The sequence below is a fragment of the Phaeovulum veldkampii DSM 11550 genome (assembly GCF_003034995.1).
Lineage (GTDB): Bacteria > Pseudomonadota > Alphaproteobacteria > Rhodobacterales > Rhodobacteraceae > Phaeovulum > Phaeovulum veldkampii.
Genome location: NZ_PZKF01000018.1, coordinates 1 through 25860, shown reverse-complemented (window position 1 = coordinate 25860; position 25860 = coordinate 1). Strand labels below are relative to the sequence as shown.

Genomic DNA, 25860 nt, shown 5'->3' with positions numbered 1-25860 from the left:
TGGTCAAGCCCCTCCTCCGCGCGGGGGGGGCATGAAAAAACCCTCCCTTGCGGGAGGGTTCTGTTCATCGTGATCGGCAGCCTTATTTCGGCGCGATCATCATCACCATCTGGCGGCCTTCCAGCTTGGGCATCGATTCAACCTTGCCTGCATCACCGACATCGGCCGCCACGCGATTCAGCAATTCCAGCCCGAGCTGCTGATGCGCCATTTCCCGGCCGCGGAAGCGCAGCGTCACCTTGACCTTGTCGCCCTCGTCCAGGAACTTCATCACCGACCGCATCTTGACCTCATAGTCATGCGTGTCGGTGCCGGGGCGGAACTTGATTTCCTTGATTTCGATGATGTGCTGCTTCTTGCGGGCCTCGGCCTCACGCTTTTGCTGCTCATACTTGAACTTGCCGAAATCCATGATCTTGCAGACCGGGGGAACGGCGGTCGGAGAAATCTCCACCAGATCGAGTCCAACTTCCTCGGCCATGGCCATCGCCCTGGCCGGGGTAACGACACCCACGTTTTCGCCATCCGCGCCAATCAGGCGGATTTCCGGGGCGCGGATACGGTCGTTGATACGGGGACCAGTCTCGCGCTGGGGCGGGGCATTGTGCGGTCTGCGGGCTATGGTGGGACTCCTTCTGTGGCCATCGGCTGATTGTGGCGCAAACTAGACGTGCAAAGGCGTGGTTTCAACTCAAATCGCAAGGCGTGGCATTTCGTGCCCTTACAATTGCGGGCAGATTGCCCATATTGCGGGCACTGGAACGCAGACCTCTTGCAAGATGGGAGTGGGTCATGAACAAACTTGTTATTCTGGTCATTCTTCTGGCCGCTGCGGCGGGCGGATATTACTACTACAACAGCACCAAAACGGTGGCGCCCGCCGAGGTTGCCGCACCGGCCGCCGATGCGGCGAGCGACGCTGCCGAAGCCGCCAGCGAAGCCGCCACCGCCGCTGGCGAAGCGGCCGATGCCGCGGTCGAGGCCGCGGGCCAGGCTGCCACCGCCGCGACCGAGGCCGCGGGCAATGCGGTTGACGCCGCCGCCGATGCGGTAACTGACGCGGCCACCGAGGCGGGAGCCGCCGCCACCGAAGCGGCCACTGACGCGCTCAACGCGGCGAGCGAGGCGCTTGAAGGGGCGGCTGATGCCCTGCCCGCGACCCCCGAGGCCCCCAAGCCCTGATGCTTGGCATGATATGACGAAAACGCCGCGCGAGTGATCGCGCGGCGTTTTGCGTTCGGGAGGCTGGCGCTGTCAGACGCCGTCGCCCACAAAGGCCTTTTCGACCACATATTCCAGCGGTTCGCTGTTGGCGCCCTCGCGCAGCCCGAATCCCTCCAGAACCGCCTTCACATCCAGGTTGAAAGCCAGGCTGCCGCAAACCATCGCGCGGTCATGTTCGCGGTCCATCGGCGTGATGCCCAGATCGGCAAACACCTTGCCCGAGGTCAGGTTGTCGGTGATGCGCCCCATGTGGTGGAATTCTTCGCGCGTGGTGGTGGGATAGTATTTCAGCTTGCCCGCCACCATTTCGCCGATCAACGGATCGTCGTTCAGGCTCTCCACCAACTGCCGCCCATATTCCAGTTCGGCCACCTGACGGCAGGTGTGCATCATGATGACTTCGTCATATTTTTCATAGGTCTCAGGGTCGCGCATCAGGCTGGCAAAGGGTGCGATCCCGGTGCCGGTGGCCAGAAACCAGATCCGCTTGCCCGGCAGCAGGGCATCATGCACCAGCGTGCCCACGGGTTTCGGGCGCAGGATGATCTGGTCGCCCACCTTGATGTGCTGCAACCGCGAGGTCAGTGGGCCGTCCTGCACCTTGATCGAGTAGAACTCCAGTTCCTCGTCCCACGACGGCGAGGCGATCGAATAGGCGCGCTGGATCGGCTTTCCGGCCTCGTCCAGCAGCCCGATCATCACAAACTCGCCCGACCGGAAACGCAAGCTTTGCGGCCGCGTCACGCGGAACGAAAACAGCGTGTCGGTCCAATGCGTGACCTCGGTCACGGTCTGGGCATCGGGAAGCACGCGGGCGGTGGAGGGGGAGGCGTCGTTCACGGCAATTCCGTCCTGTTTCTGGACCAGTGATTCCCGACCTTTTAAGACGGAAATCCCGGACCGGAAAGTCACTTTCCGCCGCAGGACAGCGACCGATGGTCATCCTCGGTCCGCGCCCCGGCTGCGTCGCGCACACCGCAGCGCGGCGTCGTTCGGCCCGAACGCAGGAAATTTTCCTGCCCACCGTTGCTAGTGCCTTGCCGGGCGGGACAGCGGGCCGCTATCCTGCACACAGGGAGACGCCTGTTCCAAACCGGGAGAGACCAAATGGCCGTCCGTCTGGACGAGATGGACCGGAAGATTCTGGCCCAGTTGCAAGAAGATGCCAGCCAGTCGCTGGATGATATCGCCCGCAAGGTGGGCTCGTCGAAAACGCCGGTCTGGAACCGTATCCGCAAGATGAAGGATCAGGGCGTGATCGGCCGCCAGACGGTGCTGCTCGACCCCGAGGCGCTGGGGCTTGAGGCCTGCTTTTTCGTGCTGATCCGCACCTCCGAACACGAGGCCGACTGGCAGCACCGCTTTCTGACCACGCTGCGCGCCCGCCCCGAGGTGCTTGAGGCGCATCGGCTTGCGGGCGACATCGACTATATCCTCAAGGTCCGGGTCCGCAACGCGCGCGCCTATGACCAGTTCTATCAGGCGCTGATTGCCGAGGTGAAAATCCACAACGTCACGGCGCTGCTGTCGATGGAAGAAATCAAATCCACCACGCTGCTACCGCTCTGACCCCGGCCCCCTTCATCTTGGTGCAAATATCCCGGGGGTCCGGGGGCAGCGCCCCCGGCTCCCCGTCAACCGCCCTCAGGCCGCGTCCAGCGCCGCGATGATCGCGCCAAAATCCGCCGCCGTCAGGCTGGCTCCGCCGACCAGCGCGCCATCCACGTTCGAGGTGGCAAAGATCTCGGTCGCGTTCGACGGCTTGACCGACCCGCCATAGAGCAACCGCATCGCCCCGCCCTCGGCGCCAAAGCGGTTGACCAGTTCGGCGCGCAGAAAATCATGGACTTCGGCAATCTGGCCCAGCGTCGGCGTGCGGCCGGTGCCGATCGCCCAGACCGGCTCATAGGCGATCACCGTGTTGTGCCCGGTGCAACCCTCGGGCAGCGAACCTGCCAGTTGCGCCCCGATCACCGCCAGCGTGGTCCCCGCATCGCGCTCGGCCTCCGTCTCGCCCAGGCAGACCACCGCCACCAGCCCGGCGTCATGGGCGGCGACGGTCTTGGCGCACACCATTGCATCGGTTTCGCCGTGATCCGCCCGACGCTCGGAATGGCCCAGAATCACATGGCTCGCGCCCGCATCGGCCAGTTGGCCCGCCGCAATATCGCCGGTATGCGCGCCCGAGGCCCTGGCATGGCAATCCTGCCCGCCAACCGCCACCGGGGCCGCGCCGATCCGGTCCGCCATCCAGGCGATCAGGGTTGCGGGGGGGCACAGCAGCACGTCACAGGCGGGTTCGGGATGCGCCGCGATCAGCGCCTCGACCTCGGCAAGGCTCGCCCGCGTGCCATTCATCTTCCAGTTGCCTGCTGCCAGTTTCCGCCGCATGTCTTTCCTCCCTTGAAATCGACCGAGGGGACATTAGGCAAAACCGGCGACGCGCGCAAAGCGCAAAAGCGCGCGGTCCGGCAAACCGGTCAGAGGGTGGGCACGTCGCCGAACTTGATCGATTCGCCGCAGCCGCAGGCCTCGACCACATTGGGGTTGTTGAACCGGAACCCCGATTCCAGCACATCGCTGACATAGTCGATCTCGGTGCCGAACAGGAACATCTGCGCCATCGGCGCGATCAGCACCTGCGCGCCGTCCTGCTCGATCGCCACATCCATCGGGTCGGCCACCTGCACCGGCTCGATGGTATATTCCATCCCCGCACAACCACCCTTCTTGATGCCCAATCGCAGGCCCGCCGCGCCGGTCTTCTCCATCAGGCGGCGCACCTGCGCCACCGCGGCAGGCGTCAGCGTGACGGGGGTTTTCGGTGCGGGCATCTTCATCACATGAACCCCAGTTCCAGACGGGCCTCGTCGGACATCATGTCCATGCCCCATTCGGGCTCGAACACCAGATTCACGCCCGCCTGCCGCACGCCGGGAACGGACTCGACCGCATCGCGCACCCAGCCCGGCATGTCGCCCGCCACCGGGCAGCCCGGCGCGGTCAGCGTCATCGTGACCTCGACCAGCGCATCCTCGGTAACGGTGATCGTGTAAATCAGACCCAGATCATAGATGTTGACCGGAATTTCCGGGTCGAACACCGTCTTGATCGCCTCCACCACCGGCTCATACAGCGGATGATCGGTGGTCGAGGGCTGGATCAGCGGGGCCCCTTGAAGGGGAGAGGAGGCTTCGGCCGTCATGATGTTCTCGCGCTATTGTCGAGTGAATATATAGGGATTGTGCCGCCCGCGTAAAGCCCCGGCTCAGGTCTGCGCCGGTTCTCGGCTTGGCGCAGACTTGGCAGACCGCGCGAAATTGCGCACAAGGGGCCACTGTTACAGGAGCCTTGCATGACCACCGCTTTCCGCTTCGATCTGCACGCCACCGACGGGCGCGCCCGCACCGGGGTGATCCACACCCCCAGAGGCGCAATCCGCACCCCCGCCTTCATGCCGGTGGGCACAGCGGCCACCGTCAAGGCGATGCTGCCGGAAAGCGTGCGGGCGACCGGGGCCGACATCCTGCTGGGCAACACCTACCACCTGATGCTGCGCCCCACCGCCGAGCGCATCGCGCGGCTGGGCGGTCTGCACCGCTTCATGGGCTGGGACCGCCCGATTCTCACCGATTCGGGCGGCTTTCAAGTGATGAGCCTCGCCTCCCTGCGCAAGATGACCGAAGAGGGCGTGCGCTTTTCCAGCCATATCGACGGCTCCAAACACATGCTCAGCCCCGAACGCAGCATGGAGATTCAGCGCCTTCTGGGCTCCGATATCGTGATGGCGTTTGACGAATGCACGTCGTTTCCGGCCGATGAGGCGACCGCGCGCGCCAGTATGGAACTGTCGATGCGCTGGGCGCGCCGGTCGCGTGATGCCTTCGGCGACCGGCCGGGGCATGCGCTGTTCGGCATCATGCAGGGCTCGGTCTACCCCGACCAGCGCGCGGAAAGCGCCGCGGCGCTGCGCGCCATCGGCTTTGACGGCTACGCGGTGGGGGGGCTGGCCGTGGGCGAGGGGCAGGAGACGATGTTTTCCGTCCTCGACTACGCCCCTGACCTGCTGCCCTCAGACCGCCCGCGCTATCTGATGGGCGTGGGCAAGCCCGATGACATCGTGGGCGCGGTCGAACGCGGCATCGACATGATGGACTGCGTGCTGCCCTCCCGCTCGGGCCGTACGGGCCAGGCCTTCACCCGCCGCGGCGTGGTCAATATCAAGAACGCCCGCCACATGGACGACCCACGCCCGCTGGACGAGGCCTGCACCTGCCCGGCCTGCCGCGGCTATTCCCGCGCCTATCTGCACCACGTCTTCCGCGCGCAAGAGATCATCTCGTCGATGCTGCTGACCTGGCACAACCTGCACTATTATCAGGAGTTGATGTCCGGCCTGCGCTCCGCCATCGCCGGGGGCCGCCTGTCGGCCTTTGTGGCCGAGTTCCACGCCCAGCGCGCCCAAGGCGACATCGAGCCGCTCTAGCCCGGCCGGTCGCTTGCGGCGCCTGCGGAACGCTCCGCGGGGGATATTTTGGCCAAGATGAAAGGGCTGCGATTTCATCTTGGTCCAAATATCCCCGCCGGAGGCTTCCGCCGCGCGGTGCCGCGACCGGCGTGCTCAGCCCATCGCCGCGATCAGGCTGCGCAGAGCGGCCACCGGGTCTTCGTCGGTCCAGATTTCGGGACCGAAGGCAAAGAAGTCTGTGACCGGCGCCAGATCGGCCACCAGCGCAGGCGTCAGCGCGCCTTCGGCCACCACCGGCACTTCGATCATTTCCGACCACCAGGCGAACAGGTCGCGTTCTGCGCGCGGCGTGGTGCCCAGCAGCGTGTCGCCCACCGGGCCGAGGCAGACATAATCGGCCCCCGCCTCGGCGGCGTTCATGCCCTCGTGCCGGGTGGCGCCGCAATAGGCGCCGATGATCGCATCGGCCCCCAGATCCTTGCGCGCGGCGCGGACTGATCGCGCGCCGTCGGTCAGATGCACGCCGTCAAGGCCGTGGCGTTCTACCAGCTTCAGATGGGTTTCGATCACGACCGCCACGTCCCGCTCATGCGCGACCATCCGGCAGGCGTCGGCGGCGCGGCCCACCGCGTCTTCGTCTGCGGCGGCCAGCGCAAGGCGCAGACAGGCCACATCGGCGGCATCGAGCACCGCGGCCAGCCGGTCGGGGAAGGTGTCGAGGTCGAAGTGGGGCGGGGTGATCAGATAGATTTGCGGGCGGTCTTGATCGGCCATGGCGGTTCCTCGGGCTTTTGCCCCTGTTAGCGCAAGGCGCGCTGCCTTGCCAGCACCTGCGCGCCCGCGTAAGGACGGGTCATGCAAGCCAAGCCTGTTTTCATCCTCGTGCGGCCCCAGATGGGCGAGAATATCGGCGCCGCCGCGCGCGCGATGCTGAATTTTGGTCTGGACACCCTGCGTCTGACCGATCCGCGCGACGGCTGGCCCAATCCGCGCGCGGTGGCGATGGCCTCGGGGGCGGCGGGGCGGGTGCTGGACCGCGCCGGGGTCTTTGCCGATGTGCCGGGCGCGATTGCCGATTGCGATTTCGTCTTTGCCACCACAGCGCGCGGGCGCGAACTGACCAAGCCGATCTACACGCCCGAGGCCGCAATGGCCCAGGCCCGCGCCCTGATCGGGCAGGGGGCGCGGGTGGGAGTGTTGTTCGGCCCCGAACGCACGGGGTTGGAAAACGAAGATGTTTCGCGCGCGAATGCCATTGTTACGGTGCCGGTAAACCCCGATTTCCCCTCGCTCAATCTGGCGCAGGCGGTTCTGCTGACGGGCTATGAATGGGCGCGGCAGGGCCATGACGGGCCTGCGGTGCAGTCGGGGCTGGCGGGGGCCGACATGGCCAGTCGGCTGGAGATCGAGAAGCTGGGCGATCATTACGAAGAGCGGCTGGCAGAGGCGGGCTTTTTCTTTCCTCCCCACAAGGCCGCCAACATGAAGCTCAACCTGCGCAATATGTGGGGGCGGCTGGGCCTGACGCGGGCCGATGTGCAGACCCTGCACGGGATGCTGCGGCAGATTGTTCGCAAGCGCGACGGCTGACCTTGAAGGCCCCCGCGCGCGCGCCTAGTCTGCGCCGCGACAGCAGGGAGGCGGCCATGGCCAAGAAACGCTCCATCTTCGAAGAGGTCGCAACCCCGCAGGCGCCGGTGCCGCAGGGCGGCATGATCGACGCGCGCCCGCAGCGCGGCGCGCGCGGGCCGATCCGGGTCTGGCTCGCGCTGGTGTCGGTGCTGGTGCTGGCGGCGTTGATGGCGGCCGCATGGCTGCGGCTGAGCGATGCCGACCTGGCCGCCGCGCTGTGGCAGGCGCCGTTGTCGCTGGTGCCGCCGATGGATGCGGCCGGTTGGGTCGCCGCGCTGGCCGCGGTGCAGCCACCCCCTGCGGTGCCAGCCTTGATGCTGCTGACGCCGCCGGGCGGAGCATCACCTTTGGCCGCGCCCGAGGCGGGGCTGACCCTGGCAGCGTTCCAGCCGCTATACTGGGCGCATTGGGGGCAGATGGTGGCCGTGCTGGCGGCGGTTTTGGTCTGGTTGCTGGGCTGGCTGGGCTTTGCGCTGATGCGGCGATTTCCGGCCGGCATGGCGGGGGCGCAGGGGCTGGTCGGGCTGGTGCTGATCGCGGCGGCGGCGCTGAGCCTTGGCGGTTCTGCGGGGGTGCTGGCCGATCAGGCATTGGTGCAGACCGCGCGGCTGGTGCAACTGGCGGGGCTTGACCCTGCGGCACTGCCGCAGGCGCCGCTGTGGCCGGGGCGGGCGGCAGTTCTGGCGCAGCTTGCCCCGTGGCGGGCGGCGCTGGCCGCGGCGCTCGGCTTTGCTGCGCTGGGGATGTTGCTGTGGCCATGGCTGAAGCTGGCGCGGTCGGATGTGGCCCTGTTGCAGGCCCGCCGTCTGGGCGAGCCGCGGCTGTTGGCTCTGGCCACCGGGATGATGTTTTTCGCCTTTGCGCAAATCCTGCTGGGCGGGCTGCTGGCCGGGATCGACGCCGGGCGCGGCTTTGCCGACTGGCCGATGATGGCCGGGAAGGTGCTGCCGGTCGAGGTGCTGGCGGCGCTGCGCTGGCCCGAGGCGCTGCGTGATCCCGCGCTGGTGCAGTTTGCGCATCGGGGCGCGGGCTATCTGCTGGTGGTGCTGGGCCTTGTGGCTGTCTGGCGCAGTCGCCGCAGCCCGCATCCCGTTACCCGTGGCGCTTTCACGGCGCTTGCTCTGGTGCTGGTGCTGCAATCGGCGCTGGGGGTGCTGGCGGTGCTGCGCGGCAGCCCCGCGGAACTGGGGTTGGCGCATCTGGCGGGCGCGGTGGTGCTGTGGGGGGTGATCCTGCGGGCGCGGCTGTTCGCGCGCTATCCGGTGGTGCAGTCGATCCGGGGGGGCAAGCAGTGACCGCGTTTTCGCACCTGATGGCGTTTCAGCGCGAGACCGAGGCGCTGGGTCTGATCTCGGAACGGCTGGGTTGGGACCGTGAGACAGTGATGCCGCGCGGCGCCGCGGGCCAGCGCGCCGAGGAAGTTGCGGCGCTGGAGGGCGTTTTGCACGCCCGCCGCACAGACCCGCGCATCGCAGACTGGCTGGCCGGGGCACAGGCCCCCGATGCCGCGGGCGCCCGTGCGCTTGATCTGATCGCGCATCAATATCGCCGCGCCAGCGCGGTGCCCGCCGATCTGGCCGCCGAACTGGCGCGCGCCACCAGCCTTGCGCAGGGCATCTGGGCCGAGGCGCGGGCCGCCGATGATGTCGCCCGCTTTCTGCCCACGCTGGCGCGCATCGTCGCCCTGCGGCGCGAGGAGGGGGCGGCACTGGCCGCGGCGGGCCTTGGTGCCGATGCCTATGATGCGCTGCTGGACGGCTATGAGCCGGGGGCGACCGCTGCCAGCCTTGGCGCCATGTTCGACCGGATGCGCCCGCGTCTGGTGGCCCTGCGCGAGGCGGTTCTGGGCGCGCCCGCGCCGCGCGCGCTGACCGGGCATTTCCCGGCCGCGGGGCAGATGGACCTGGCCCGCCGCGCCGCTGCGGCCTTTGGCTATGACTGGAACCGCGGCCGGATCGACCTTGCCGTGCATCCGTTCTCGTCAGGCTCGGGGTCTGATGTGCGCATCACCACCCGCGTGGCCGAGGATGACCCGTTCAATTGCCTTTATTCCACCATTCACGAGGTCGGCCACGCCGCCTACGAGCAGGGCATCGCGCCGCTGCATGCCTTTACCCCGCTGGGGCGCGGCGTGTCGATGGGTGTGCACGAAAGCCAGAGCCGGATCTTTGAAAACCAGCTGGGCCGGTCGGCGGCCTTTACCGGCTGGGTATTTGGCCAGATGCAGCAGGTTTTCGGCGATCCGGGCCTGCCCGATGCCGCGGCGTTCCATGCCGCGGTGAACCGGGTTCACGCAGGCTACATCCGCACCGAGGCCGATGAGGTGCAGTATAACCTGCACATCATGCTGCGGTTCGATCTGGAGCGCGCGCTGATCGGCGGCACGCTGGCGGTGACCGATCTGGAGGCGGCCTGGAACGCCCGCTTTCTGGCCGATTTCGGTTTTGCGGTCGATCGGCCTGCCAACGGGATGTTGCAGGATGTGCATTGGTCAGTGGGCCTGTTCGGCTATTTCCCGACCTATTCGCTTGGCAACCTCTATGCGGGGTGCCTGCATCAGGCGCTGCGCGCGGCGCTGCCCGATCTGGATGCACACCTTGCCGCGGGCGATGCCAGCCCCGCCACCGACTGGCTGCGCGACCATGTGCAGCGCCCCGGCGGGTTGTATCGCCCGGTCGAGCTGATCACCCGCGCCTGCGGCTTTGCCCCGACCGAGGCGCCGCTGCTGGATTATCTGGAAACCAAGTTCCGCGCGCTTTACCGGCTTTGATCACGCCGGGTCAGGCGCAGCCAGATGCCGTCCTTGCTGCGCACCGTCAGTTGCGCGGCAGGCATCGGCGTGCGCCCCGGCACCGGGTCAAAGCGATAGGCCGCGACCAGATGCGCCAACATCAGCGGCCCTTCGGCCATCGCAAAGCCTGCGCCGGGGCAGGCGCGCGGACCCGATGAAAACGGGATATAGGCCGTGCGCAGGCAGGCCCGGCCGGTGTCGGTGTCGAACCGGTCGGGGGCAAACTCGTCGGGCCGCGCCCACAGCCGTTCATGCCGGTGCAGATGCCAGGGCGAGATCACGATCTGCGCGCCGGGGCGCAGTGCGCGACCGCGGAAGGTAACGGGGCAGGCGGCCTCTCGCACCATCATCGGAACGGGCGGGTAAAGCCGCATCGCCTCGCGAAACACCGCGCGCGCCACCCGTAACCGCCCCAGCGCGGCCATGTCGGTGCCCGCAGGGTCCAGCCCCGCGGCCTCCGCTGCCAGCCGGTCCTGCCAGTCGGGGAACAGCGCGAGCAGATACAGCGACCACGCCAGCGCCGAGGCCGAGGTTTCGTGCCCGGCCAGAAAGAAGGTGGCGACCTGATCGACCATTTCGGCGGGGGCAAACCGGCTGCCTGTGTCCGGGTCGGCGGTGGTCATGATCTTGGTCGCCAGATCGTCGGGCGCGGTGCCCGCGGCGATTTCGTCGGCGCGCGCGGCCACCATCTGCCGGATCGGCGCGCGGATCGCGCGTGCGGTGGCCCGTGTGCGCGCCGAATGCAGTCGCGGCACCCAGCGCGGCAGCGGCAGAAAGGCGCCCAGGTTCACCAGGGGCTGCGTTGCCTGGTGCGCGCGAAACGCGGCAAAGGCGGCGGTGGCCAGATCATCCTCGATCGGGATCGAGAACAGCGTGCGAAAGATAGCATCCGCCGCTGCATGGGCGGTTTCGGCCTCGATCTCGACCGGCTGGCCATCGGCGCGGGGGGCAAGCCGGGCCACCGCCGTGCACGCCGCGGCCTCCATCGCGGGCAGGCTTTCGTGCAGTCGCCCGCCCTCGAATGCCGGGTCGATGATGCGGCGCTGACGCTCCCACTCGGGGCCGTTGGTCAGAAACACTGACCGGCCCAGCAGCGGGCGCAGCCCCTCGGCCATGCGATTGGATTTGGGAAACTCGCGGTTCGGCGCCTTCAGCACACGGGCTACGATTTCGGGGTCGTTGCACAGATAGCTGCGAAAGAACGGGGTGCGAAACTCGGCCATCCACGCCCGATACAGCCGGGCCGGATGCGCCGACAGGATATCGCGCCGCATCAGCCGCAGATAGCGCCAGAACGAGGCGCGGTCGGGCCGGGCAGGGGGCTTGGGCGGAATCGGAGGGCTCATGCGCAATCGGTATGGCGGTTTTCCGCCCGCTCAATGCGGCTTTTTGACGGGGCACGCCCGGCAAAGCGCGCCGCCAGCGTCGCAGGCCCCGCGGTGATGCGGAAATAGTCATAGTCACCGGGCTGATCAAACGCGCACAGATACTGGATGTGGCGGCGAAAGAACCGCCAGCGCATCGCCCGCAGCCGTGCAGGTGACAGCGTCTGGCGGAACGCGGCCGAGATCACCAGGGGCCCGTGCCGCACCGCAGGCGCCACCCCCGACACCGCCACCGGATCGCACAGCGCGAATGCGCAGGGATCGCCTGGCGCGCTGACATCAACCCAGGTCAGCGCGTCCGACCCGGCCAGATCGCGCAGATCGGCCCGCAGTCGGCGCGCCTCGGGCAGGAATGACACCATCGGCACCACTTGCCCAAGGCTCAAAAACCCCAGCGCGGGTGCGCCGGGCGGCAGCCCCGCGCGGATCACCTCGGCCAGCGCCGACACCGCCAGATGCGCCCCCGACGAATGGCCAACTACCAGTACTTCGTCATAGTTTCCGCGCAGGGCGGCATTGATGCGGGCGGCGAATTCGGCCATCCGCACCTCCAGCGCCGGGGGCCAGGCGCCGCCCGATTGCGCGGTGAAGGCATAGTCATGCATCAGGTAATGGGCGAAAAACCGACGGTCGGCACGGCGAAACAGGTGCAACACCGCCCCCAGCGCCAGCGCGCCTGACACCAGCCCCACCAGCCCCGCATAAGGCAACCCCGGCACCGCAGCCACCATGCCCGCCGCCACCACCGCCGCGGCCAACGCCAGAGCCAATTGCCCCAACAGCACCGCCACCGGATACAGCGCCACAATCGCAGGCCCCCGGCGCAGCCGCATCAGCCGGACAAAGGCGCCCGAGTGCAGGTAGGCCCAGCCGGTGCGGATCAGCCGCAGATAGCTGCCCGCCACCGATTGCCCCATTGAGGCGCGCACGATGTCGGACCAGACCAGCACCTCCACCTCGGCCACCACCTCGGCGCCCTCGATCCGGGCCTGCACCTCCCAGCCCTGAGCAATGCCCGCAGGCCGTGGCGTCAGCTCCAGCCCGTAGCCCGAGATCGCCGCCTGCGTGGCCCCCTCGCGGCGATAAAGCTCGCGGTAGCGGCGCGGCGGAATCGGGTCATAGCCGGGGATGTAAAACACCCGCCGCCGCCGCACCTGATCTGTGTCGCGCTCTGCCATCGCTCCCCCGCTTGCCAGGCGCAGGCTAGCGGGAACGGTGGCAAGGGCAAGGGCCGCTGTGGCTCTCTGGTCCGGCCGGTCGCTTGCGGCGCCTGCGGAACGCTCCGCGGGGGATATTTTTGCCAAGATGAACGGGCTGCAATTTCATCTTGGTCCAAATATCCCCGCCGGAGGCTTCCGCAGGCGCCGCAAGCGACCGGGCGGGCAAAGGGCAAGCGGTCAGGCCGGGGGCGCCACGCCCCAGCGCGCCTCGTTGGCCTCTATCGCGGCGATGCGGGCGGGGCTTGCGGGATGGGTCATCAGCCAGGCGGGCGCGCCGCCCTTGCCCTGTGCCAGCCGGTCCAGCTTGGCAAACAGCGATTTTTGCGGGCCGGTGCCAAGCCCGGCTTTCACCAGCAGCGCCGATGCCCATTCGTCGGCTTCGTATTCATCCCCGCGCGACAGGCGCGCCGCCAACGCGGTGGCCGCCAGATTGGCCAGCCAGACCCCCAGGCCCAGTGGCAACAGCCGCCCCAGAAGCCCCATCAGCGCCATCCGCAGCGCGTTCTGACCGGTGAAGTCGATCATCCGCCGTCGCGCGTGGCCCAGAGCCACATGGCCCAACTCATGCGCAATGACCGAGGCGATTTCCTCGGCCGTCACCTCGCCTGCCTTGTATTTGCGCAGGAAGCCGCGGGTCAGGAACACCCGGCCGTCCGGCGCGGCCAGCCCGTTCACGGGATCTACCTCGTAGACATGGACCGGCACCATCGGCAGATCGAGCGCGCGCGCCAGCCGCGCGGTTACCGCTGCAAGCGCCGGATCACGCAGCGGGGTTGAGCGCGCGTCCAGCTCGCGCCCCAGCCGCCAGACCGAAAAGCGCCACATCGCAAGGCCGTAGCCGATCATCAGCAGAAAGGGGAGGAACTTGATCATGCGCCAGATATGGATCGCCCGGGGCCCCGGTCAACCCAGCATCCGCATGGCGCGGGTCAGCCCGTCCAGCGTCAGCGGCACCATCCGGTCGTCAAATATCTGGCGGATGATCCCGATCGAGGCGGTATGGTCCCAGCCCGTCTCGGGCTCGGGGTTGATCCAGACATGGTCGGGCCATTGCGCGCGGGCGCGGTTCAGCCAGACCATGCCGGCCTCGGGGTTCCAGTGTTCGTTGGCGCCGCCGGCATGGGTGATCTCATAAGGGCTCATCGCGGCATCACCCACGAAGATGCATTTGTAATCGGACCCGTAGCGGTTCAGCAGTTGCCAGGTCGGGGTCTGTTCGTGCCAGCGGCGGGTGTTGTCGCGCCAGACGCCCTCATAGAGGCAGTTGTGGAAATACCAGTGTTCCAGATGCTTGAACTCGGACCGGGCAGCGGAAAACAGGTCTTCGACCTGCCGCACATGGGCATCCATCGACCCGCCGATGTCGAGAAACAGCACCACCTTGACTGCATTGTGCCGTTCGGGGCGGGTGCGCACGTCGATAAAGCCCGCCTCGGCGCTGGCGCGGATCGTGCCGGGCAGGTCCAGTTCCTCGACCGCGCCGTGGCGTGCCCAGAGCCGCAACCGTTTCAGCGCGACCTTGGCGCTGCGGGTGTTCAACTCCACCCGGTCGTCCAGGTCGCGAAACTCGCGCCGGTCCCAGACCTTGACGGCGCGGCGGTGGCGGCTTTCGTGCTGGCCGATCCGCACGCCCTCGGGGTTGTAGCCATAGGCGCCGAAGGGCGAGGTGCCGGCGGTGCCGATCCATTTGTTGCCGCCCTGATGGCGGCCCTTCTGTTCGGCCAGCCGGTCGCGCAGCGTCTCCATCAGCGTGTCAAACCCGCCAAGGGCTTCGACTTTTGCGCGGTCTTCGGGCGAAAGGTTGCCCTCGACCAGCTTTGCCAGCCAGTCGGGCGGCAGCGCCACCGCCTCCAGCACGGCGTCGGCGGGAATGTTCTCCAAGCCGCCGAAGGTGGCGGCGAAGGCGCGGTCGAAGCGGTCGAAGTGGCGTTCGTCCTTGACCATCGACAGCCGGGCAAAGCGGTGAAATCCGGTCACGTCGGGCCAGCCCAGACCGGCTGCCAGCCCCTCCAGAAAGCTGAGGTATTCGCGCAGGCTGACAGGCACGCCTGCGCTGCGCAACTGATGCAGGAAGGGCAGGAACATGGCCGCGCCCCCCGTCAGGCTGCCCGCTGCGGGCGTGGTGAGGTCGCGTTGCGCATCTGTCCCTCGGTTTCAGTAGGCCGCCGCAGCGGTCGTGCCCGTGGTCGTACCCGCCAGCGCCGCCAGATCGCGCGCGCGCCGGGCAGCCTGATGGGGGCGGCGCGCCCCAGCCTCTGCGCCAAAGCCATAGCGTGCCCAGACCTGCGAGTCGACCACCGCCTGCCGCGCTGCGCCGGACTGCCCCAGCGCCAGCAGGGCCTCGGCCCGGATCATCAGAAGCGAGGCGATCAGCGCCGCGTTCTCCCCTGCTTGCGCGGCGGGCAGGGCGGCCTCGGTCAGCGCCAGCGTGGCCTCGGGCTGACCCAGCGACAAGGCGATGGCGGCCAGTTGCATGTCCACATGCGCGGTTTGCACCGCGGTGCCGGGCGTGGCGCGGTAGAGGGCGGCCGCGCGCAGGAAGGCGTCGGTGGCCGCGTCCGGGGCGGTATCCATGCTCAGACGGCCCAGCACGAACCAGGCAAAGGCGGTGCGCGTATCGGCCCAGCCCGCGGCGCTGGCGATGCTGACGGCCTGACGCGCAGCGGCGCGGCGGCTGGCGCCGGGGGGGCCTGCGCGCAGCGCCCGTTCCAGCGCGGTGGTCAGCGCGCGCGGCTCGGGCCGGGGCGGGGCGATGGGGCCGGTGGGGCCGCCCGAAGGGTTCAGCCGCGCCAGAACGGCGGGCAGCCGTGCCGCCACCTCGGGGGCGGTCATGCCGCTGCGCAATTCGGGCGCATAGGTGGCACGCAGGATCATCATGTCAAACCGCGTCAGCACAGCGTGGAAATTGTCGTCGTTGAACACCGATTGCGGCAGGCGATACAGGTCATTCAGCGGCCCCAGCGCCTGCGCGATTTCTTCATGCAGGCAATCGCGGATCTCCTGCGGCGCGGTGTCGGCGGGGATGAAGATGCTGGCCGTGCGGCGGGTGTCAAGGCTCGCCCAGTCGGTCGCGGCGGTGCCGCGGGCGCGGCGATACCCGTTCCAGCCGCGCACGCCGGGCACCACGAAACAGGCGGCATTGGGCACCACCGACCGGATCGCGCGGCGCGGCAGGAATTCTACCGTGATCGCCGCGTCGGGGGCGCTGGTGCGGGCGATGTCGATGCCGGCCTCGGTGCGCAGCCGCGCCAGCAGACGGTCCAGATCGGGGCTGGCGCTGGTGGGCGCGTTATCCGCAAGGCGCAGCGTGATCGGCCCCTCGAACCGGGTCAGCCGGGGCAGGGGGCGGCCGCTTTCCAGAATAAAGCTGAGTTCCATGAAGTCGCGCGCCAGATCGGCATTGTTCAATGACCGCGCGGGTGCCTGTGGCCCCGGTGGCGGCAGGCGTGCCGGGCCGGGCAGTTCGGTGAAGGCAGAGGGCGCGCGGGCACTGGGCGGAGCTGCGGGCGCGCAGGCCGCCAGTGCCAGTCCGATCATCAGCGCCACCCCGATGCCGTGCCGCCTGTGTGCTGATCTGTCGGTTGCCGTCATTGTCTGATGCGCCTCGCGTTCGTTCCGCGGGGAGAGTCCCCCAAACCCTCTGTGGGCACAAGCGCACGGCGGGGCGGGGTGCGAAAATTCTTGGGATAAGGAATTTTCCCGCCGCCCCGGCCCCGCTTCAACCCCGCGTTCAACCTCGCGCGCGGCGCCGTCCGCCCCGGCCCGCGCCTGCCGCCGCGGCGGCCTGGCTGGCCTCGGCAAAGGTCGCGCCTTCTTTCATCGCATCCAGCACGCGCGAAAAGCGGATCCAGTCGGCGCCGTTGGGGTCATGGTTCATCAGCAGGTTCGCGGCGCGGATCGCCTCCATCTCGACCGAGCGGACGGGGTTCATGATCGCGCTGGTCATTCCCGCCCCGATCGCCATCGGCAGGAAGGCCGCGTTCACGCCATGCCGGCCTGGCAGGCCAAAGCTGATGTTGGAGGCGCCGCAGGTGGTGTTCACCCCCAGCTCGTCGCGCAGTCGGCGCACCAGCGCAAACACCTGCTGGCCCGCCGAGGCCATCGCCCCCACCGGCATCACCAGCGGATCGACGACGATATCGCAGGCCGCAATCCCGTAATCCGCCGCGCGCTGCACGATCTTTTTCGCCACTGCAAAGCGCACGTCGGGGTCTTCGGAAATGCCGCTGTCGTCGTTGGAAATGGCCACCACTGGCACGTTGTATTTCTTGACCAGCGGCAGGACGAGTTCCAGCCGCTCTTCCTCGCCGGTGACCGAGTTCAGCAGCGGTCGCCCCTCGGCTGTGGCCAGCCCCGCCTCAAGTGCCGCGGGAACCGAGCTGTCGATCACCAGCGGCACATCGGTAATGGCCTGAACGCGGGCGATCATCTCGCGCATCAGCATCGGCTCGACAAAGTTGTTGTCGGCATAGCGCGGGTCTTCGGCCATCTTGTTGGTGAATACCGCGCCCGAGTTCACATCAAGCGCGGTTGCCCCGCAGGCGACCTGTTCCAGCGCGTCGCGCTCGACGGTGGAAAAATCGCCCGCCTCAAGTTCGGCGGCCAGTTTCTTGCGCCCCGTGGGGTTGATCCTTTCGCCGATCACGCAGAACGGCTCGTCAAAGCCGATGATGACGGTTTTCGTCTTGGATTCCAGCACGGTGCGGGTCATGGGTCAGCCTTTTCGTTGCTCCGCCAGCCAGGCGGTGTTGGTCTTGATGCCCCCAAGGGGGAAGAAATGCACCGATTCGATGCCAAAATCGGGGTGCGCTGCCTTGTGAGTGGCCAGCGTCAGCAGAAACTCGGTCGGCTCGAACGGGGTCAGCAGTTTGGTCACGTCGCGGGCCCGGCGTTGCAGGGTGCGCAAGGACGGCCCCACGCCGCAGGTGATGGCGAATTTCAGCAGCGTTTGCAGCTTGGCCGGCCCCGCCACGCCGATATGCACCGCCAGATCGACGCCCGCCGCCCTGATCCGGTCGGCCCAGGCAATGATCGGCTCGGCGTCAAAGCAGAACTGGGTGACGATGGCCATCTGTGCATCGGTCCGGCGCGAAAACTCCTGCTTCCAGATCAGCGCCTCCATCACGCCCCGCTCGCCGCCCGCGGGGTCGATGTCGCGGTTGCCCTCGGGGTGGCCCGCCACATGCAGCCGCGTGAACCCGTCAAACGCGCCGGAGTTCAGCAGTTGCATCGCGTTGTCATACTGCCCAACGGCAGATTTCAGCCCGCCCGCCAGCAGCAGCGCCTGGGCAACCCCGGCCTCGCCCTGATAGCGGGCGATCCAGTCGGTCAGGGTTGCGCGGTCGGGGATCAGCCGGGCCGGAATATGCGGCATCGGCTCGAACCCTTCGGCGCGCAGGCGCTGGGCGGTGGCGACCATGTCGTTGATCGGGGTGCCGTCGATATGGGCGATATAGACCCGCGTGCCAGCGGGCAGCAGGGCGCGGAAATCCTCGATCCCGGCCGCGGTGCGCGGCATCACCTCGATTGACGCGCCCGCCAGAAAGCCGGGCAGGGGGTTCGTGGGCAGGCTCGCCTCGCGGCAGAAGTTCAATAGCGCCATGTCACTCTCCGTCAGGCGGGGCGTCCCAGCCATCATTGCCGATCAGCGCGGCCAGACGGGCCGCGTCATGGGTGGAGAGAATCCGCGCCAGTTCTGCCGCCGCCGCCATGGCATCGTCGCCCGGCACCTGAACCGGGGCAGATTTGCGCCATTCGGCCAGATAGGCATCGCTGTCGCGGGCGCCGATCTTCATGGCGCAGCGGTCGATGGCCTGTTCGAACCGTTCGGGCAGGGGCAGTTTCACCCCGCGCCGCCCCTTGCCCGCGATGATCTGGGCCGGGATGTCGCGCCAGTAGACGATGGTGATTTCTGCCATGTGATTCCCTCTCAAACCCAGAAATACGCGGCCTATGGCGACATCCGGTGACGTTTTCGACCCATCCGGTGGCCGTTTGCGACGCTTCCCTTGATATCGCGCGGCGCGGCCCGAAAGCCACGCCCGGCCATCGGAAAAATCCGCATGATGAAGATGAGCGGGGTTCACGCCGCAGATGACTTGAACGTGACGCCTGCGCAGTCTACCTTAAAGACAACTTGAGATCGGAGGGCGTGAATATGGCGCCCAGGCGTCCCCAGGGTGCGGGCGCGTTCCCCAAAGCGGTTGAGCCGCCTGTCACCCTCCCGGCCGAGTCGGGCGAGCTTTATGCTGCGCTCGATCTTGGCACCAACAGTTGCCGGATGCTGATTGCCCGACCGTCGGGCAGTCAGTTTGTGGTCGTGGACAGCTTTTCCAAGGCTGTTCAGCTGGGTCTGGGGCTGGAAGCCTCGGGCCGGCTGTCGCGTGCCTCGATCGGGCGCGCGGTGCAGGCATTGCAGATTTGCCGCCGCAAGATCGAATTGCACGGCGTCAAGCGCATGCGTCTGGTCGCCACCGAGGCCTGCCGCCGCGCCCGCAACGGCCGCGATTTCACCCGCCTTGTCCGGCGCGAAACCGGCCTGCCGCTGGAAATCATCGACCCCGAGGAAGAGGCGCGGCTGGCCGTCATTTCTTGCGCGCCGCTGGTGACGCCGAAAAGTGAACAGGTGCTGGTGGTCGATATCGGCGGCGGGTCAACGGAACTGGTCTGGATCGACCTGACCGAGGTGCCCCCGCCCGACCGGGCACGCGCGATCATGCGGCTGTCGGCGGGCTTCAACGCCGATCAGGGCGGCCAGCCCGCGGCGCGTGTGGTGGACTGGATATCGGTTCCGCTGGGGGTGGCCACGCTGAAAGACCAGTTCGCCGATGTCGAGGATGACGCCGCGCGGTTCGCGCTGATGAGCTGGTATTTCGAGGAAAAGCTGGCAGGATTTGCCCCCTATGCGGCCGGAACGCCGCCCGAGGGGGTGCAGATCATCGGCACCTCGGGCACCGTCACCACGGTGGCGGCCTGTCATCTGGGGCTGAAACGCTATGACCGCACACGGGTGGATGGCTTGACCATGTCCACCGCGCAGATCGACGCGGTGATCCGCAACTATCTGGCGCTGGGCCCCGACGGACGGCGGGCCGACCCGCGGATCGGGCGCGACCGGCACACGCTGATCATGTCGGGTGCGGCGATCTTGCAGACGCTGATGCGGGTCTGGCCCACCGACCGGCTGAGCGTGGCCGACCGTGGCCTGCGCGAGGGGCTGCTTTATGCGCAGATGGCCGCCGATGGCGTGCTGAGCGAAGGGGGAATGATCTGATGCCGAAGGCGCCGACGGGCAAGAATACCTCGGGCCGCGGAACCCGTGACCTGCGGGTGCGGGTGAAAACCGCCAAGGGGCGCAAGCTGTCCTCGACGCTGTGGCTGGAGCGGCAGTTGAACGACCCCTATGTGGTGCGTGCGCGCAAAGAGGGCTATCGCGGCCGCGCGGCCTACAAGATCATGGAGCTGGACGACAAGTTCCACTTCCTTGTTCCCGGCGCACGGGTGGTCGATCTGGGCTGCGCGCCCGGCGGCTGGTGTCAGGTCGCGGTGGCGCGGGTGAATGCGCTGGGCGAAAAGGGCGGCAAGAAGGTGGGCACCGTTCTGGGCGTTGACCTGCAAGATGTGTCGGCGATCGCCGGGGCCGAGATCCACCAGCTTGATTTCCTGTCGGACGGCGCTGACGAGTTGGTGAAGGGCTGGCTGGGCGGCAAGGCCGATGTGGTGATGTCGGACATGGCCGCCGCCTCATCGGGGCATCAGGGCACCGACCATCTGCGCATCATCGCGCTGTGCGAGGCGGCGGCAGAATTTGCCTTTGACGTGCTCGAAGAGGGCGGCACTTTTGTGGCCAAGGTGCTGGCCGGGGGCGCCGAGACGGAATTGCAGGCGACGCTGAAGCGCAACTTTGCCAAGGTCGCCAACGTCAAGCCGCCCGCCAGCCGCGCTGACAGTTCCGAGAAATTCGTGGTGGCCACCGGCTTCCGCGGCAGGCGCGACCTGCCCGCGGACGACGATGATGGCTAGGGTCACGCCCAGTCGGGCTTGCGCTTGTCGATGAAGGCTGCAACCCCTTCGGCGGTGTCGCGCCAGAGCATGTTTTGCACCATCACGCCCGCCGCGTGGTCGTAGGCCGCTGCCAGATCCAGCCCGATCTGGTCATAAAACGCCCGCTTGCCGATCTTGACCGCCGCGGTCAGCTTGGCCGCCACCGTGTCGGCCAGCCGCCGGGTTTCGGCTGCCAGTGCCTCATGCGGCACGACCCGGTTGACCAGCCCCATCTCTCGCGCGCGGTTGGCGTCGATGAACTCGCCCGTGGTCAGCATCTCGAAGGCCACCTTGCGCGGCACGTTGCGCGTCAGCGCCACCATGGGGGTGGAACAGAACAGCCCGATGTTCACCCCGTTCACCCCGAACCGCGTGCCCTCGGCCGCCACCGCCATGTCGCAGCTTGCCACCATCTGGCAACCCGCCGCCGTGGCGATGCCGTGCACCTCGGCAATCACCGGCTGGGGCAGGGCCGGGATCATCTGCATCACCGCGGCACAGCGGGCAAAGAGATCGGCGAAATAGGCCCGGCCCTGATCGGGCGCGGCGCGCCCCGCCTGCATTTCCTTCAGATCATGCCCCGCGCAAAACACCTTGCCCGCGCCAGCCAGCACCACGACCTTTGTGGCCCGGTCCTCGGCCAGCCGTTCGAATTCCGCCTTCAGCGCAGCCAGCATCGCATCCGACAGCGCGTTCAGCTTGTCTGGCGCGTTCATCGTCAGATGCGCCACCCCCCCCGCATCGCGGCGGATCAGCAGTTCGGTCATTGTCATTCCTCCCGTTTGACGAAAGTCTAGGGGCGCAAGAGGCGGGAGGAAAGATGGAACCGCAGATGGACACAGCCGCGCTGGGCGCGTTTCTGGTGGCGGAATTTCCGCAGGTGGCCGAGGATTTCGGGATCGAGGCGCTGACGCCCGACGGCATCGAGGTGCGGCTCAAGGTGGCGCATCGCCACCTGCGCCCCGGCGGCACGGTGTCGGGGCCTGCGATGTTTGCGCTGGCCGACGTGGCGGTTTATCTGGCGCTGCTGGCGCAGATCGGGCCGGTGGCACTGGCCGTCACCACCAATTCCAGCATGGATTTTCTGCGCAAGCCCGCTGCGGGCGCCGATCTGATCGGCCGGGCGCGGATGCTGAAGGTCGGGCGCAGCCTGGCGGTGGGTGATGTGCTGATCTTTGCCGAAGGCGGGGCCGACCCGGTGGCGCGGGCCACGCTGACCTATTCGATCCCGCCGCGGCGGTGACTCGGCGCCAATTCAGGGGTTTGGCGTGGGGTATTTAGATACCTATTTTGCAAGGCATTGATTTGCATTGGTTAATATCGGTTTGTGGCTCTTGACCGGAGGGCTGAAATCCACGACAAGCCCCCATCTGAATTGCACAAGCCTGACAAAGGGCCAAAAGCCAATGAAAACCTATACCGCGAAACCGGCGGAGATCGAAAAGAAATGGATCCTGATCGATGCCGAAGGCATCGTTCTGGGCCGTCTCGCCACGATCGTCGCCATGCGCCTGCGTGGCAAGCACAAGCCGACCTTCACCCCGCATATGGACATGGGTGACAACGTCATCATCATCAATGCCGACAAGGTGCAGATGACCGGGTCCAAACGCGCCGACAAGCGCTATTACTGGCACACCGGCCACCCCGGCGGGATCAAGTTCCGCACCGCGGCGCAGGTGCTGGACGGTGCCCACCCCGAGCGTGTGGTGATCAAGGCGGTCGAGCGCATGATCTCGCGCAACCGTCTGGGTCGTGAGCAGATGTCGAACCTGCGCGTTTACGCCGGGGCCGAGCATCCGCACGAGGCGCAGCAGCCCGAAGTCCTCGACGTTGCGTCGATGAACCCGAAGAACACCCGGAGCGCATGACGATGGCCGATGATCTGAAAACCCTCGACGATCTGAAATCGGTCGTGTCCGGCACCCCCGCCGCCGAAGTCGTCGCCCCGCGCGAGCCGGTTCGCGATGCGCTGGGCCGCTCCTACGCCACCGGCAAGCGCAAGGATGCGGTCGCCCGCGTCTGGATCAAGCCGGGTTCGGGCAAGGTTGTGGTGAACGGCAAGGACATGTCGGTCTACTTTGCCCGTCCGGTGCTGCAAATGATCCTGCGTCAGCCCTTCACCGTTGCCGGCGTCGATGGCCAGTTCGACGTGATGGCGACGGTTGCCGGTGGCGGCCTGTCGGGTCAGGCCGGCGCGGTCAAGCACGGCATCTCGAAAGCGCTGCAACTGTATGAACCCAGCCTGCGCGGTGCGCTGAAAGCTGCGGGCTTCCTGACCCGAGACTCGCGCGTCGTGGAACGGAAGAAATACGGCAAGGCGAAAGCCCGCAAATCCTTCCAGTTCTCCAAGCGCTAAGTTCGAGTGACTATATAAGTCAATTAAATCAAGGGCTTGCAAGAAATTGCGAGCCCTTTTTGTATGTAGCAGAACTGCAGCATCAGCCAATGCTGCTTGACGTTCAAGTTTAGCGAAATTAGCATATCCGCAGCGTTTAAGGTTGCTACATAAGGTGCTGCTGTGGCGTTTTACGAAGACAGAGTGGAGCACTTTGGTGGTGCGCTTGTGCTGTTTAAGCGCAACCTTGCTGTTGCCGTGCCCAACGCCAAATCACATCGTAAGCAAGCTTGGTATATGCGTTTGAAGATTGGAGGGCGCAAAGGCTACATTACACGCAGCACGAAACTCACAGTTTATGAAGATGCTTACGAGTACGCAAAGAACGAACTGCTGCGACTGCAACACGCTGCTAAACTTGGACACAGTTTAGACGATTACACGTTTGAAAAGCATTGGAACGATTGGTTTGAGCGCAACAAGAAGAATGGCACTTGGGCAGTGAGCAGACAGTATTGGCACGAAAAATACGCTGCACGTTATTTCAAACCTTACTTTCAAAACAAAGATGGCACGAGTGTGCTGCTAAATGAGATTACACCAACAGTTGCTGCTGGATATTGGGATTGGCGTATAACGTATTGGGCAAGTGACGACGGTATGCGCTTGCAGAAATACAATCCAAAACGACGTGGCGCCAAAACAAGCAGCACCAACAACGCTAAGAAAGCGCCAGCAGCCAAAACGTTGTTGATGGAGCAAAGTGCGCTTAATCAAATATTTTATGATGCGTTTGAGCGTGGGCGTATGCAGCAAGTATTCAAAATGCGAGCGCCTACGAAAAACAATAAACCTACAAGACGTGCTGGTTTTGACGCTGAAGAATATAGAGTGCTTGTGAGAAACTTACGCAGTTATAGAGATTGTGTGGGTATATTTAATGATAATCGGCTTAATTCTTGGCATAAGCTGCAACGACAGCAGATGTACTACTTTGTTCTGTTTTTGGTTAATAGTGGGTTACGTGTTGGTGAAGCACGTGAAATGATTTGGAGTGACGTAAAGCTTGACGTTGATATGGGAGAAAATAATCCGAAAATTTCTGAAGTAAGGGTGAGTAAGGAAACAAAAAAAGGGCAAGCACGTTTTGTGCAGACGCAAGCTGGCGCAAATGATGCTTTGAAAAGGTGGCGTGAAAAATCACCTTACAGCAAAACAAATGACTTGGTTTGGTTTGGGCAAGTAGATGCTGAAACACGCACAGTACGAAAGTTTGTTGATTTAAATAGAGGCTTTCAGAAGTTTTTGCAGCGTGTGCCATACAACGAACGAAAAGACGGTTTGCTATATGATAGAGATGGAGACAAGCGCAGTTTGTACAGTTTGCGACACACATATGCGACGCTGCGTTTGGAGAAGGGCGACGTAAGTGTGTATGACTTGGCTATGAATATGGGCTGCAAGGTTGCGCAGATTGAAAATCACTACAGCCATCTTGTTTCTAAACAACGTAGACACGAAATTACAAAGACGAAACGAAAAACGAAGGTTGTGGTGCAAGCTGCAGACGACGCAGAAGACAGTTTTGTGGTAGAGGCGCTGAAGCGCTTTAAGCGTGGCGAGTTGAGCGAAACTGCGCTGTTGGAGATTATGAAAGCGCAGCAGTAAGCGTCAAACCAACTCTACAGCGTTTGCCAACTGTTCAGCATTTACGTCAATGTAGCGTTGCGTCGTTGCTATGCTGCTGTGTCCAGCAAGTTCTGCAAGTACACGCACACCAACGCCTTTGCTTGCCAAACGTGTGATAAACGTGCGTCTGCCGCTGTGGCTGCTTGCGTCTTTCAAGCTGCACTTCTTGTATATGTTGAGCAGCAGCTGGCACATAGTGTTGGCGCTGAAAAAGTTGCCTTTTTGGCTACAGAACAGTGCTGCTGTTGGCGCTGTGTTGCGTAGCGCAGCACGGTACTGTGCAAGTTGTCGTTGTAGCGTCTTGTTCAAATACACAGTGCGTGTCCGTCTGCCTTTCGTCTGTTCTGCAGCTAGTATGAAACTGCTGCGTACAGCGCCAAGTTCGTCATACACGTCACCAACACGCAGTGCTGCAAGTTCCTTTGCTCGCAAGCCAGCGTTTATGCTGCACACGACAATGGTTGTATCACGTGCGCTGTGCTGGCGTGTAGCGCAGTAAGCCAACACACGCTTGATTTCTGTGTCTTTGAGCGTCTGTGCTTGTCGCATTATTTGCTCCCAAATCTTTTGTTTTCTGTTTTTTTATTGTATTTTCTGACATTTTGTTTGGACAACGATTGATTTGAGTAAATTTAATTTTTCGTTTTCAATTGGTTAAAGCAAAATGTCATAGAATGCGTATAGTATGATATTCTTGTTTGTGTTCAGTGTGATGTGTCCAAGCAGTGTGTTTGAATCTACTCTTTTGTTTGAGTGTGTTTGAAACACCGTGTTTGAATGCAAAAAAACTTTGCTGCTTCTCGCAAAGCAACAGCAGTAGGGCTAAAGCCAGCAAGCCAAGTATAGGTATAACCTCGTTTAGGCTGCGTTATGTGTATTTTGGTTTTTGCAGATGGCAGCAAGGTAAGTGCAGTGTTTCGCCGCGTATGTCGTCAAACTCCTTCCAACAGTAACCTTTGCGTTCGTGTGTCAATTCAATGTTGTCTTGTATCAATATGTCAGCAGCGCCTTGTATATGATTTGTCCAATTTGCCTCTGCTGTTTGCCAAATCGTTTTGTACTGCCTTAAG

The 25860-nt window shown here is 65.1% G+C and carries 29 protein-coding genes; 12 read left to right on the top strand and 17 right to left on the bottom strand.

The features are described 5' to 3' along the window. Positions 1-82: 82 nt before the first annotated feature. Entirely contained in the window at positions 83-571 is a 489-nt protein-coding gene (gene infC / locus C5F46_RS09280; protein ID WP_459562098.1) for a translation initiation factor IF-3, read from the bottom strand. A gap of 221 nt (positions 572-792) precedes the next feature. On the opposite strand from infC, the gene C5F46_RS09275 reads away from it, so the two are divergent. Beyond that, positions 793-1182 (top strand): hypothetical protein, encoded by a 390-nt coding sequence (locus C5F46_RS09275; protein WP_107325079.1) that lies wholly within the window; start codon positions 793-795, stop codon positions 1180-1182. 72 nt (positions 1183-1254) lie between these two features. On the opposite strand, the gene C5F46_RS09270 is transcribed toward C5F46_RS09275, so the two are convergent. Continuing rightward, positions 1255-2064 carry a ferredoxin--NADP reductase gene (locus tag C5F46_RS09270; RefSeq protein ID WP_107325078.1) on the bottom strand — a complete coding sequence of 270 codons (810 nt, stop codon included), beginning with the start codon at positions 2062-2064 and terminating at the stop codon, positions 1255-1257. 267 nt (positions 2065-2331) lie between these two features. On the opposite strand from C5F46_RS09270, the gene C5F46_RS09265 reads away from it, so the two are divergent. Beyond that, on the top strand, positions 2332-2793 hold the full coding sequence (locus C5F46_RS09265) for an Lrp/AsnC family transcriptional regulator (RefSeq protein ID WP_107325077.1): 462 nt from the start codon (positions 2332-2334) through the stop codon (positions 2791-2793). Between the two features lie 75 nt (positions 2794-2868). Here C5F46_RS09265 and tpiA read toward each other — a convergent pair whose 3' ends face one another. The 3 genes from tpiA to C5F46_RS09250 all read right to left on the bottom strand — a co-directional run bounded on the left by tpiA (position 2869) and on the right by C5F46_RS09250 (position 4429). Further along, positions 2869-3615, bottom strand: coding sequence for a triose-phosphate isomerase (gene tpiA / locus C5F46_RS09260; protein ID WP_107325076.1), 747 nt, complete (start codon positions 3613-3615; stop codon positions 2869-2871). Positions 3616-3704: 89 nt separating this feature from the next. After that, positions 3705-4064 (bottom strand): HesB/IscA family protein, encoded by a 360-nt coding sequence (locus C5F46_RS09255; RefSeq protein ID WP_181317743.1) that lies wholly within the window; start codon positions 4062-4064, stop codon positions 3705-3707. Further along, a complete protein-coding gene (locus tag C5F46_RS09250) occupies positions 4064-4429 on the bottom strand; it encodes an SUF system Fe-S cluster assembly protein (RefSeq protein WP_107325074.1) in 366 nt (121 codons plus the stop codon). Before C5F46_RS09250 ends, C5F46_RS09255 begins: the two co-directional genes overlap by 1 nt. A gap of 150 nt (positions 4430-4579) precedes the next feature. On the opposite strand from C5F46_RS09250, the gene tgt reads away from it, so the two are divergent. After that, positions 4580-5710 (top strand): tRNA guanosine(34) transglycosylase Tgt, encoded by a 1131-nt coding sequence (gene tgt / locus C5F46_RS09245; protein ID WP_107325073.1) that lies wholly within the window; start codon positions 4580-4582, stop codon positions 5708-5710. 135 nt (positions 5711-5845) lie between these two features. Here the strand turns inward: tgt and C5F46_RS09240 are convergent, their stop codons facing one another. Further along, a complete protein-coding gene (locus C5F46_RS09240; RefSeq protein ID WP_107325072.1) occupies positions 5846-6466 on the bottom strand; it encodes a thiamine phosphate synthase in 621 nt (206 codons plus the stop codon). A gap of 81 nt (positions 6467-6547) precedes the next feature. On the opposite strand from C5F46_RS09240, the gene C5F46_RS09235 reads away from it, so the two are divergent. Genes C5F46_RS09235 through C5F46_RS09225 form a run of 3 tightly spaced genes read left to right on the top strand, consistent with a single transcriptional unit; the run spans position 6548 to position 10094 of the window. Continuing rightward, the gene (locus tag C5F46_RS09235) at positions 6548-7282 is read left to right on the top strand and encodes an RNA methyltransferase (protein ID WP_107325071.1); all 735 of its coding nucleotides are present in this window, start codon (positions 6548-6550) and stop codon (positions 7280-7282) included. Between the two features lie 56 nt (positions 7283-7338). Then, a complete protein-coding gene (locus C5F46_RS09230; RefSeq protein ID WP_133618347.1) occupies positions 7339-8619 on the top strand; it encodes a COX15/CtaA family protein in 1281 nt (426 codons plus the stop codon). Then, positions 8616-10094 (top strand): carboxypeptidase M32, encoded by a 1479-nt coding sequence (locus tag C5F46_RS09225; RefSeq protein ID WP_107325069.1) that lies wholly within the window; start codon positions 8616-8618, stop codon positions 10092-10094. The genes C5F46_RS09230 and C5F46_RS09225 overlap by 4 nt, the downstream gene beginning before the upstream one ends. Here C5F46_RS09225 and C5F46_RS09220 read toward each other — a convergent pair. The 8 genes from C5F46_RS09220 to C5F46_RS09185 all read right to left on the bottom strand — a co-directional run bounded on the left by C5F46_RS09220 (position 10082) and on the right by C5F46_RS09185 (position 18638). Then, positions 10082-11461: a cytochrome P450 gene (locus C5F46_RS09220; RefSeq protein WP_107325068.1), complete on the bottom strand. Its 1380-nt coding sequence runs from the start codon at positions 11459-11461 to the stop codon at positions 10082-10084. The two genes, C5F46_RS09225 and C5F46_RS09220, sit on opposite strands and share 13 nt — an antisense overlap. Beyond that, positions 11458-12678, bottom strand: a complete 1221-nt coding sequence (locus C5F46_RS09215; protein ID WP_107325067.1) for a hypothetical protein — start codon at positions 12676-12678, stop codon at positions 11458-11460. Before C5F46_RS09215 ends, C5F46_RS09220 begins: the two co-directional genes overlap by 4 nt. A gap of 219 nt (positions 12679-12897) precedes the next feature. Further along, positions 12898-13593, bottom strand: coding sequence for a M48 family metallopeptidase (locus C5F46_RS09210; RefSeq protein ID WP_107325066.1), 696 nt, complete (start codon positions 13591-13593; stop codon positions 12898-12900). 30 nt (positions 13594-13623) lie between these two features. Further along, on the bottom strand, positions 13624-14805 hold the full coding sequence (locus C5F46_RS09205; RefSeq protein WP_107325065.1) for a vWA domain-containing protein: 1182 nt from the start codon (positions 14803-14805) through the stop codon (positions 13624-13626). A gap of 69 nt (positions 14806-14874) precedes the next feature. Next, positions 14875-16257 (bottom strand): DUF2927 domain-containing protein, encoded by a 1383-nt coding sequence (locus C5F46_RS09200; RefSeq protein ID WP_235820134.1) that lies wholly within the window; start codon positions 16255-16257, stop codon positions 14875-14877. 193 nt (positions 16258-16450) lie between these two features. Further along, entirely contained in the window at positions 16451-17431 is a 981-nt protein-coding gene (locus C5F46_RS09195) for a methyltetrahydrofolate cobalamin methyltransferase (RefSeq protein ID WP_107325063.1), read from the bottom strand. Positions 17432-17434: 3 nt separating this feature from the next. Further along, positions 17435-18322 carry a methylenetetrahydrofolate reductase gene (locus tag C5F46_RS09190; RefSeq protein ID WP_107325062.1) on the bottom strand — a complete coding sequence of 296 codons (888 nt, stop codon included), beginning with the start codon at positions 18320-18322 and terminating at the stop codon, positions 17435-17437. 1 nt (position 18323) lies between these two features. Continuing rightward, positions 18324-18638: a virulence factor gene (locus tag C5F46_RS09185; protein WP_107325061.1), complete on the bottom strand. Its 315-nt coding sequence runs from the start codon at positions 18636-18638 to the stop codon at positions 18324-18326. Between the two features lie 239 nt (positions 18639-18877). On the opposite strand from C5F46_RS09185, the gene C5F46_RS09180 reads away from it, so the two are divergent. Beyond that, positions 18878-19993: a Ppx/GppA phosphatase family protein gene (locus tag C5F46_RS09180; protein WP_107325060.1), complete on the top strand. Its 1116-nt coding sequence runs from the start codon at positions 18878-18880 to the stop codon at positions 19991-19993. Then, positions 19993-20742: an RlmE family RNA methyltransferase gene (locus tag C5F46_RS09175; RefSeq protein ID WP_107325059.1), complete on the top strand. Its 750-nt coding sequence runs from the start codon at positions 19993-19995 to the stop codon at positions 20740-20742. The genes C5F46_RS09180 and C5F46_RS09175 overlap by 1 nt, the downstream gene beginning before the upstream one ends. A gap of 2 nt (positions 20743-20744) precedes the next feature. Here C5F46_RS09175 and C5F46_RS09170 read toward each other — a convergent pair whose 3' ends face one another. Further along, entirely contained in the window at positions 20745-21530 is a 786-nt protein-coding gene (locus tag C5F46_RS09170) for an enoyl-CoA hydratase (protein ID WP_107325115.1), read from the bottom strand. A gap of 53 nt (positions 21531-21583) precedes the next feature. On the opposite strand from C5F46_RS09170, the gene C5F46_RS09165 reads away from it, so the two are divergent. The 4 genes from C5F46_RS09165 (at position 21584) to C5F46_RS09150 (ending at position 24769) form a co-directional block, all read left to right on the top strand. Next, positions 21584-22006, top strand: coding sequence for a PaaI family thioesterase (locus C5F46_RS09165; protein ID WP_107325058.1), 423 nt, complete (start codon positions 21584-21586; stop codon positions 22004-22006). A 163-nt stretch (positions 22007-22169) separates the two neighbouring features. Beyond that, entirely contained in the window at positions 22170-22634 is a 465-nt protein-coding gene (gene rplM, locus C5F46_RS09160) for a 50S ribosomal protein L13 (protein WP_107325057.1), read from the top strand. Between the two features lie 2 nt (positions 22635-22636). Continuing rightward, positions 22637-23122: a 30S ribosomal protein S9 gene (rpsI, locus tag C5F46_RS09155; protein WP_107325114.1), complete on the top strand. Its 486-nt coding sequence runs from the start codon at positions 22637-22639 to the stop codon at positions 23120-23122. A 183-nt stretch (positions 23123-23305) separates the two neighbouring features. Next, positions 23306-24769 carry a tyrosine-type recombinase/integrase gene (locus C5F46_RS09150; RefSeq protein ID WP_235820133.1) on the top strand — a complete coding sequence of 488 codons (1464 nt, stop codon included), beginning with the start codon at positions 23306-23308 and terminating at the stop codon, positions 24767-24769. Between the two features lie 3 nt (positions 24770-24772). On the opposite strand, the gene C5F46_RS09145 is transcribed toward C5F46_RS09150, so the two are convergent. Together C5F46_RS09145 and C5F46_RS16880 are read right to left on the bottom strand one after the other, a co-directional pair. Then, positions 24773-25339, bottom strand: coding sequence for a tyrosine-type recombinase/integrase (locus C5F46_RS09145; protein WP_107325055.1), 567 nt, complete (start codon positions 25337-25339; stop codon positions 24773-24775). Between the two features lie 319 nt (positions 25340-25658). Continuing rightward, the coding region (locus tag C5F46_RS16880) for a hypothetical protein (RefSeq protein WP_210202997.1) at positions 25659-25860 on the bottom strand (202 nt) is incomplete at its 5' end.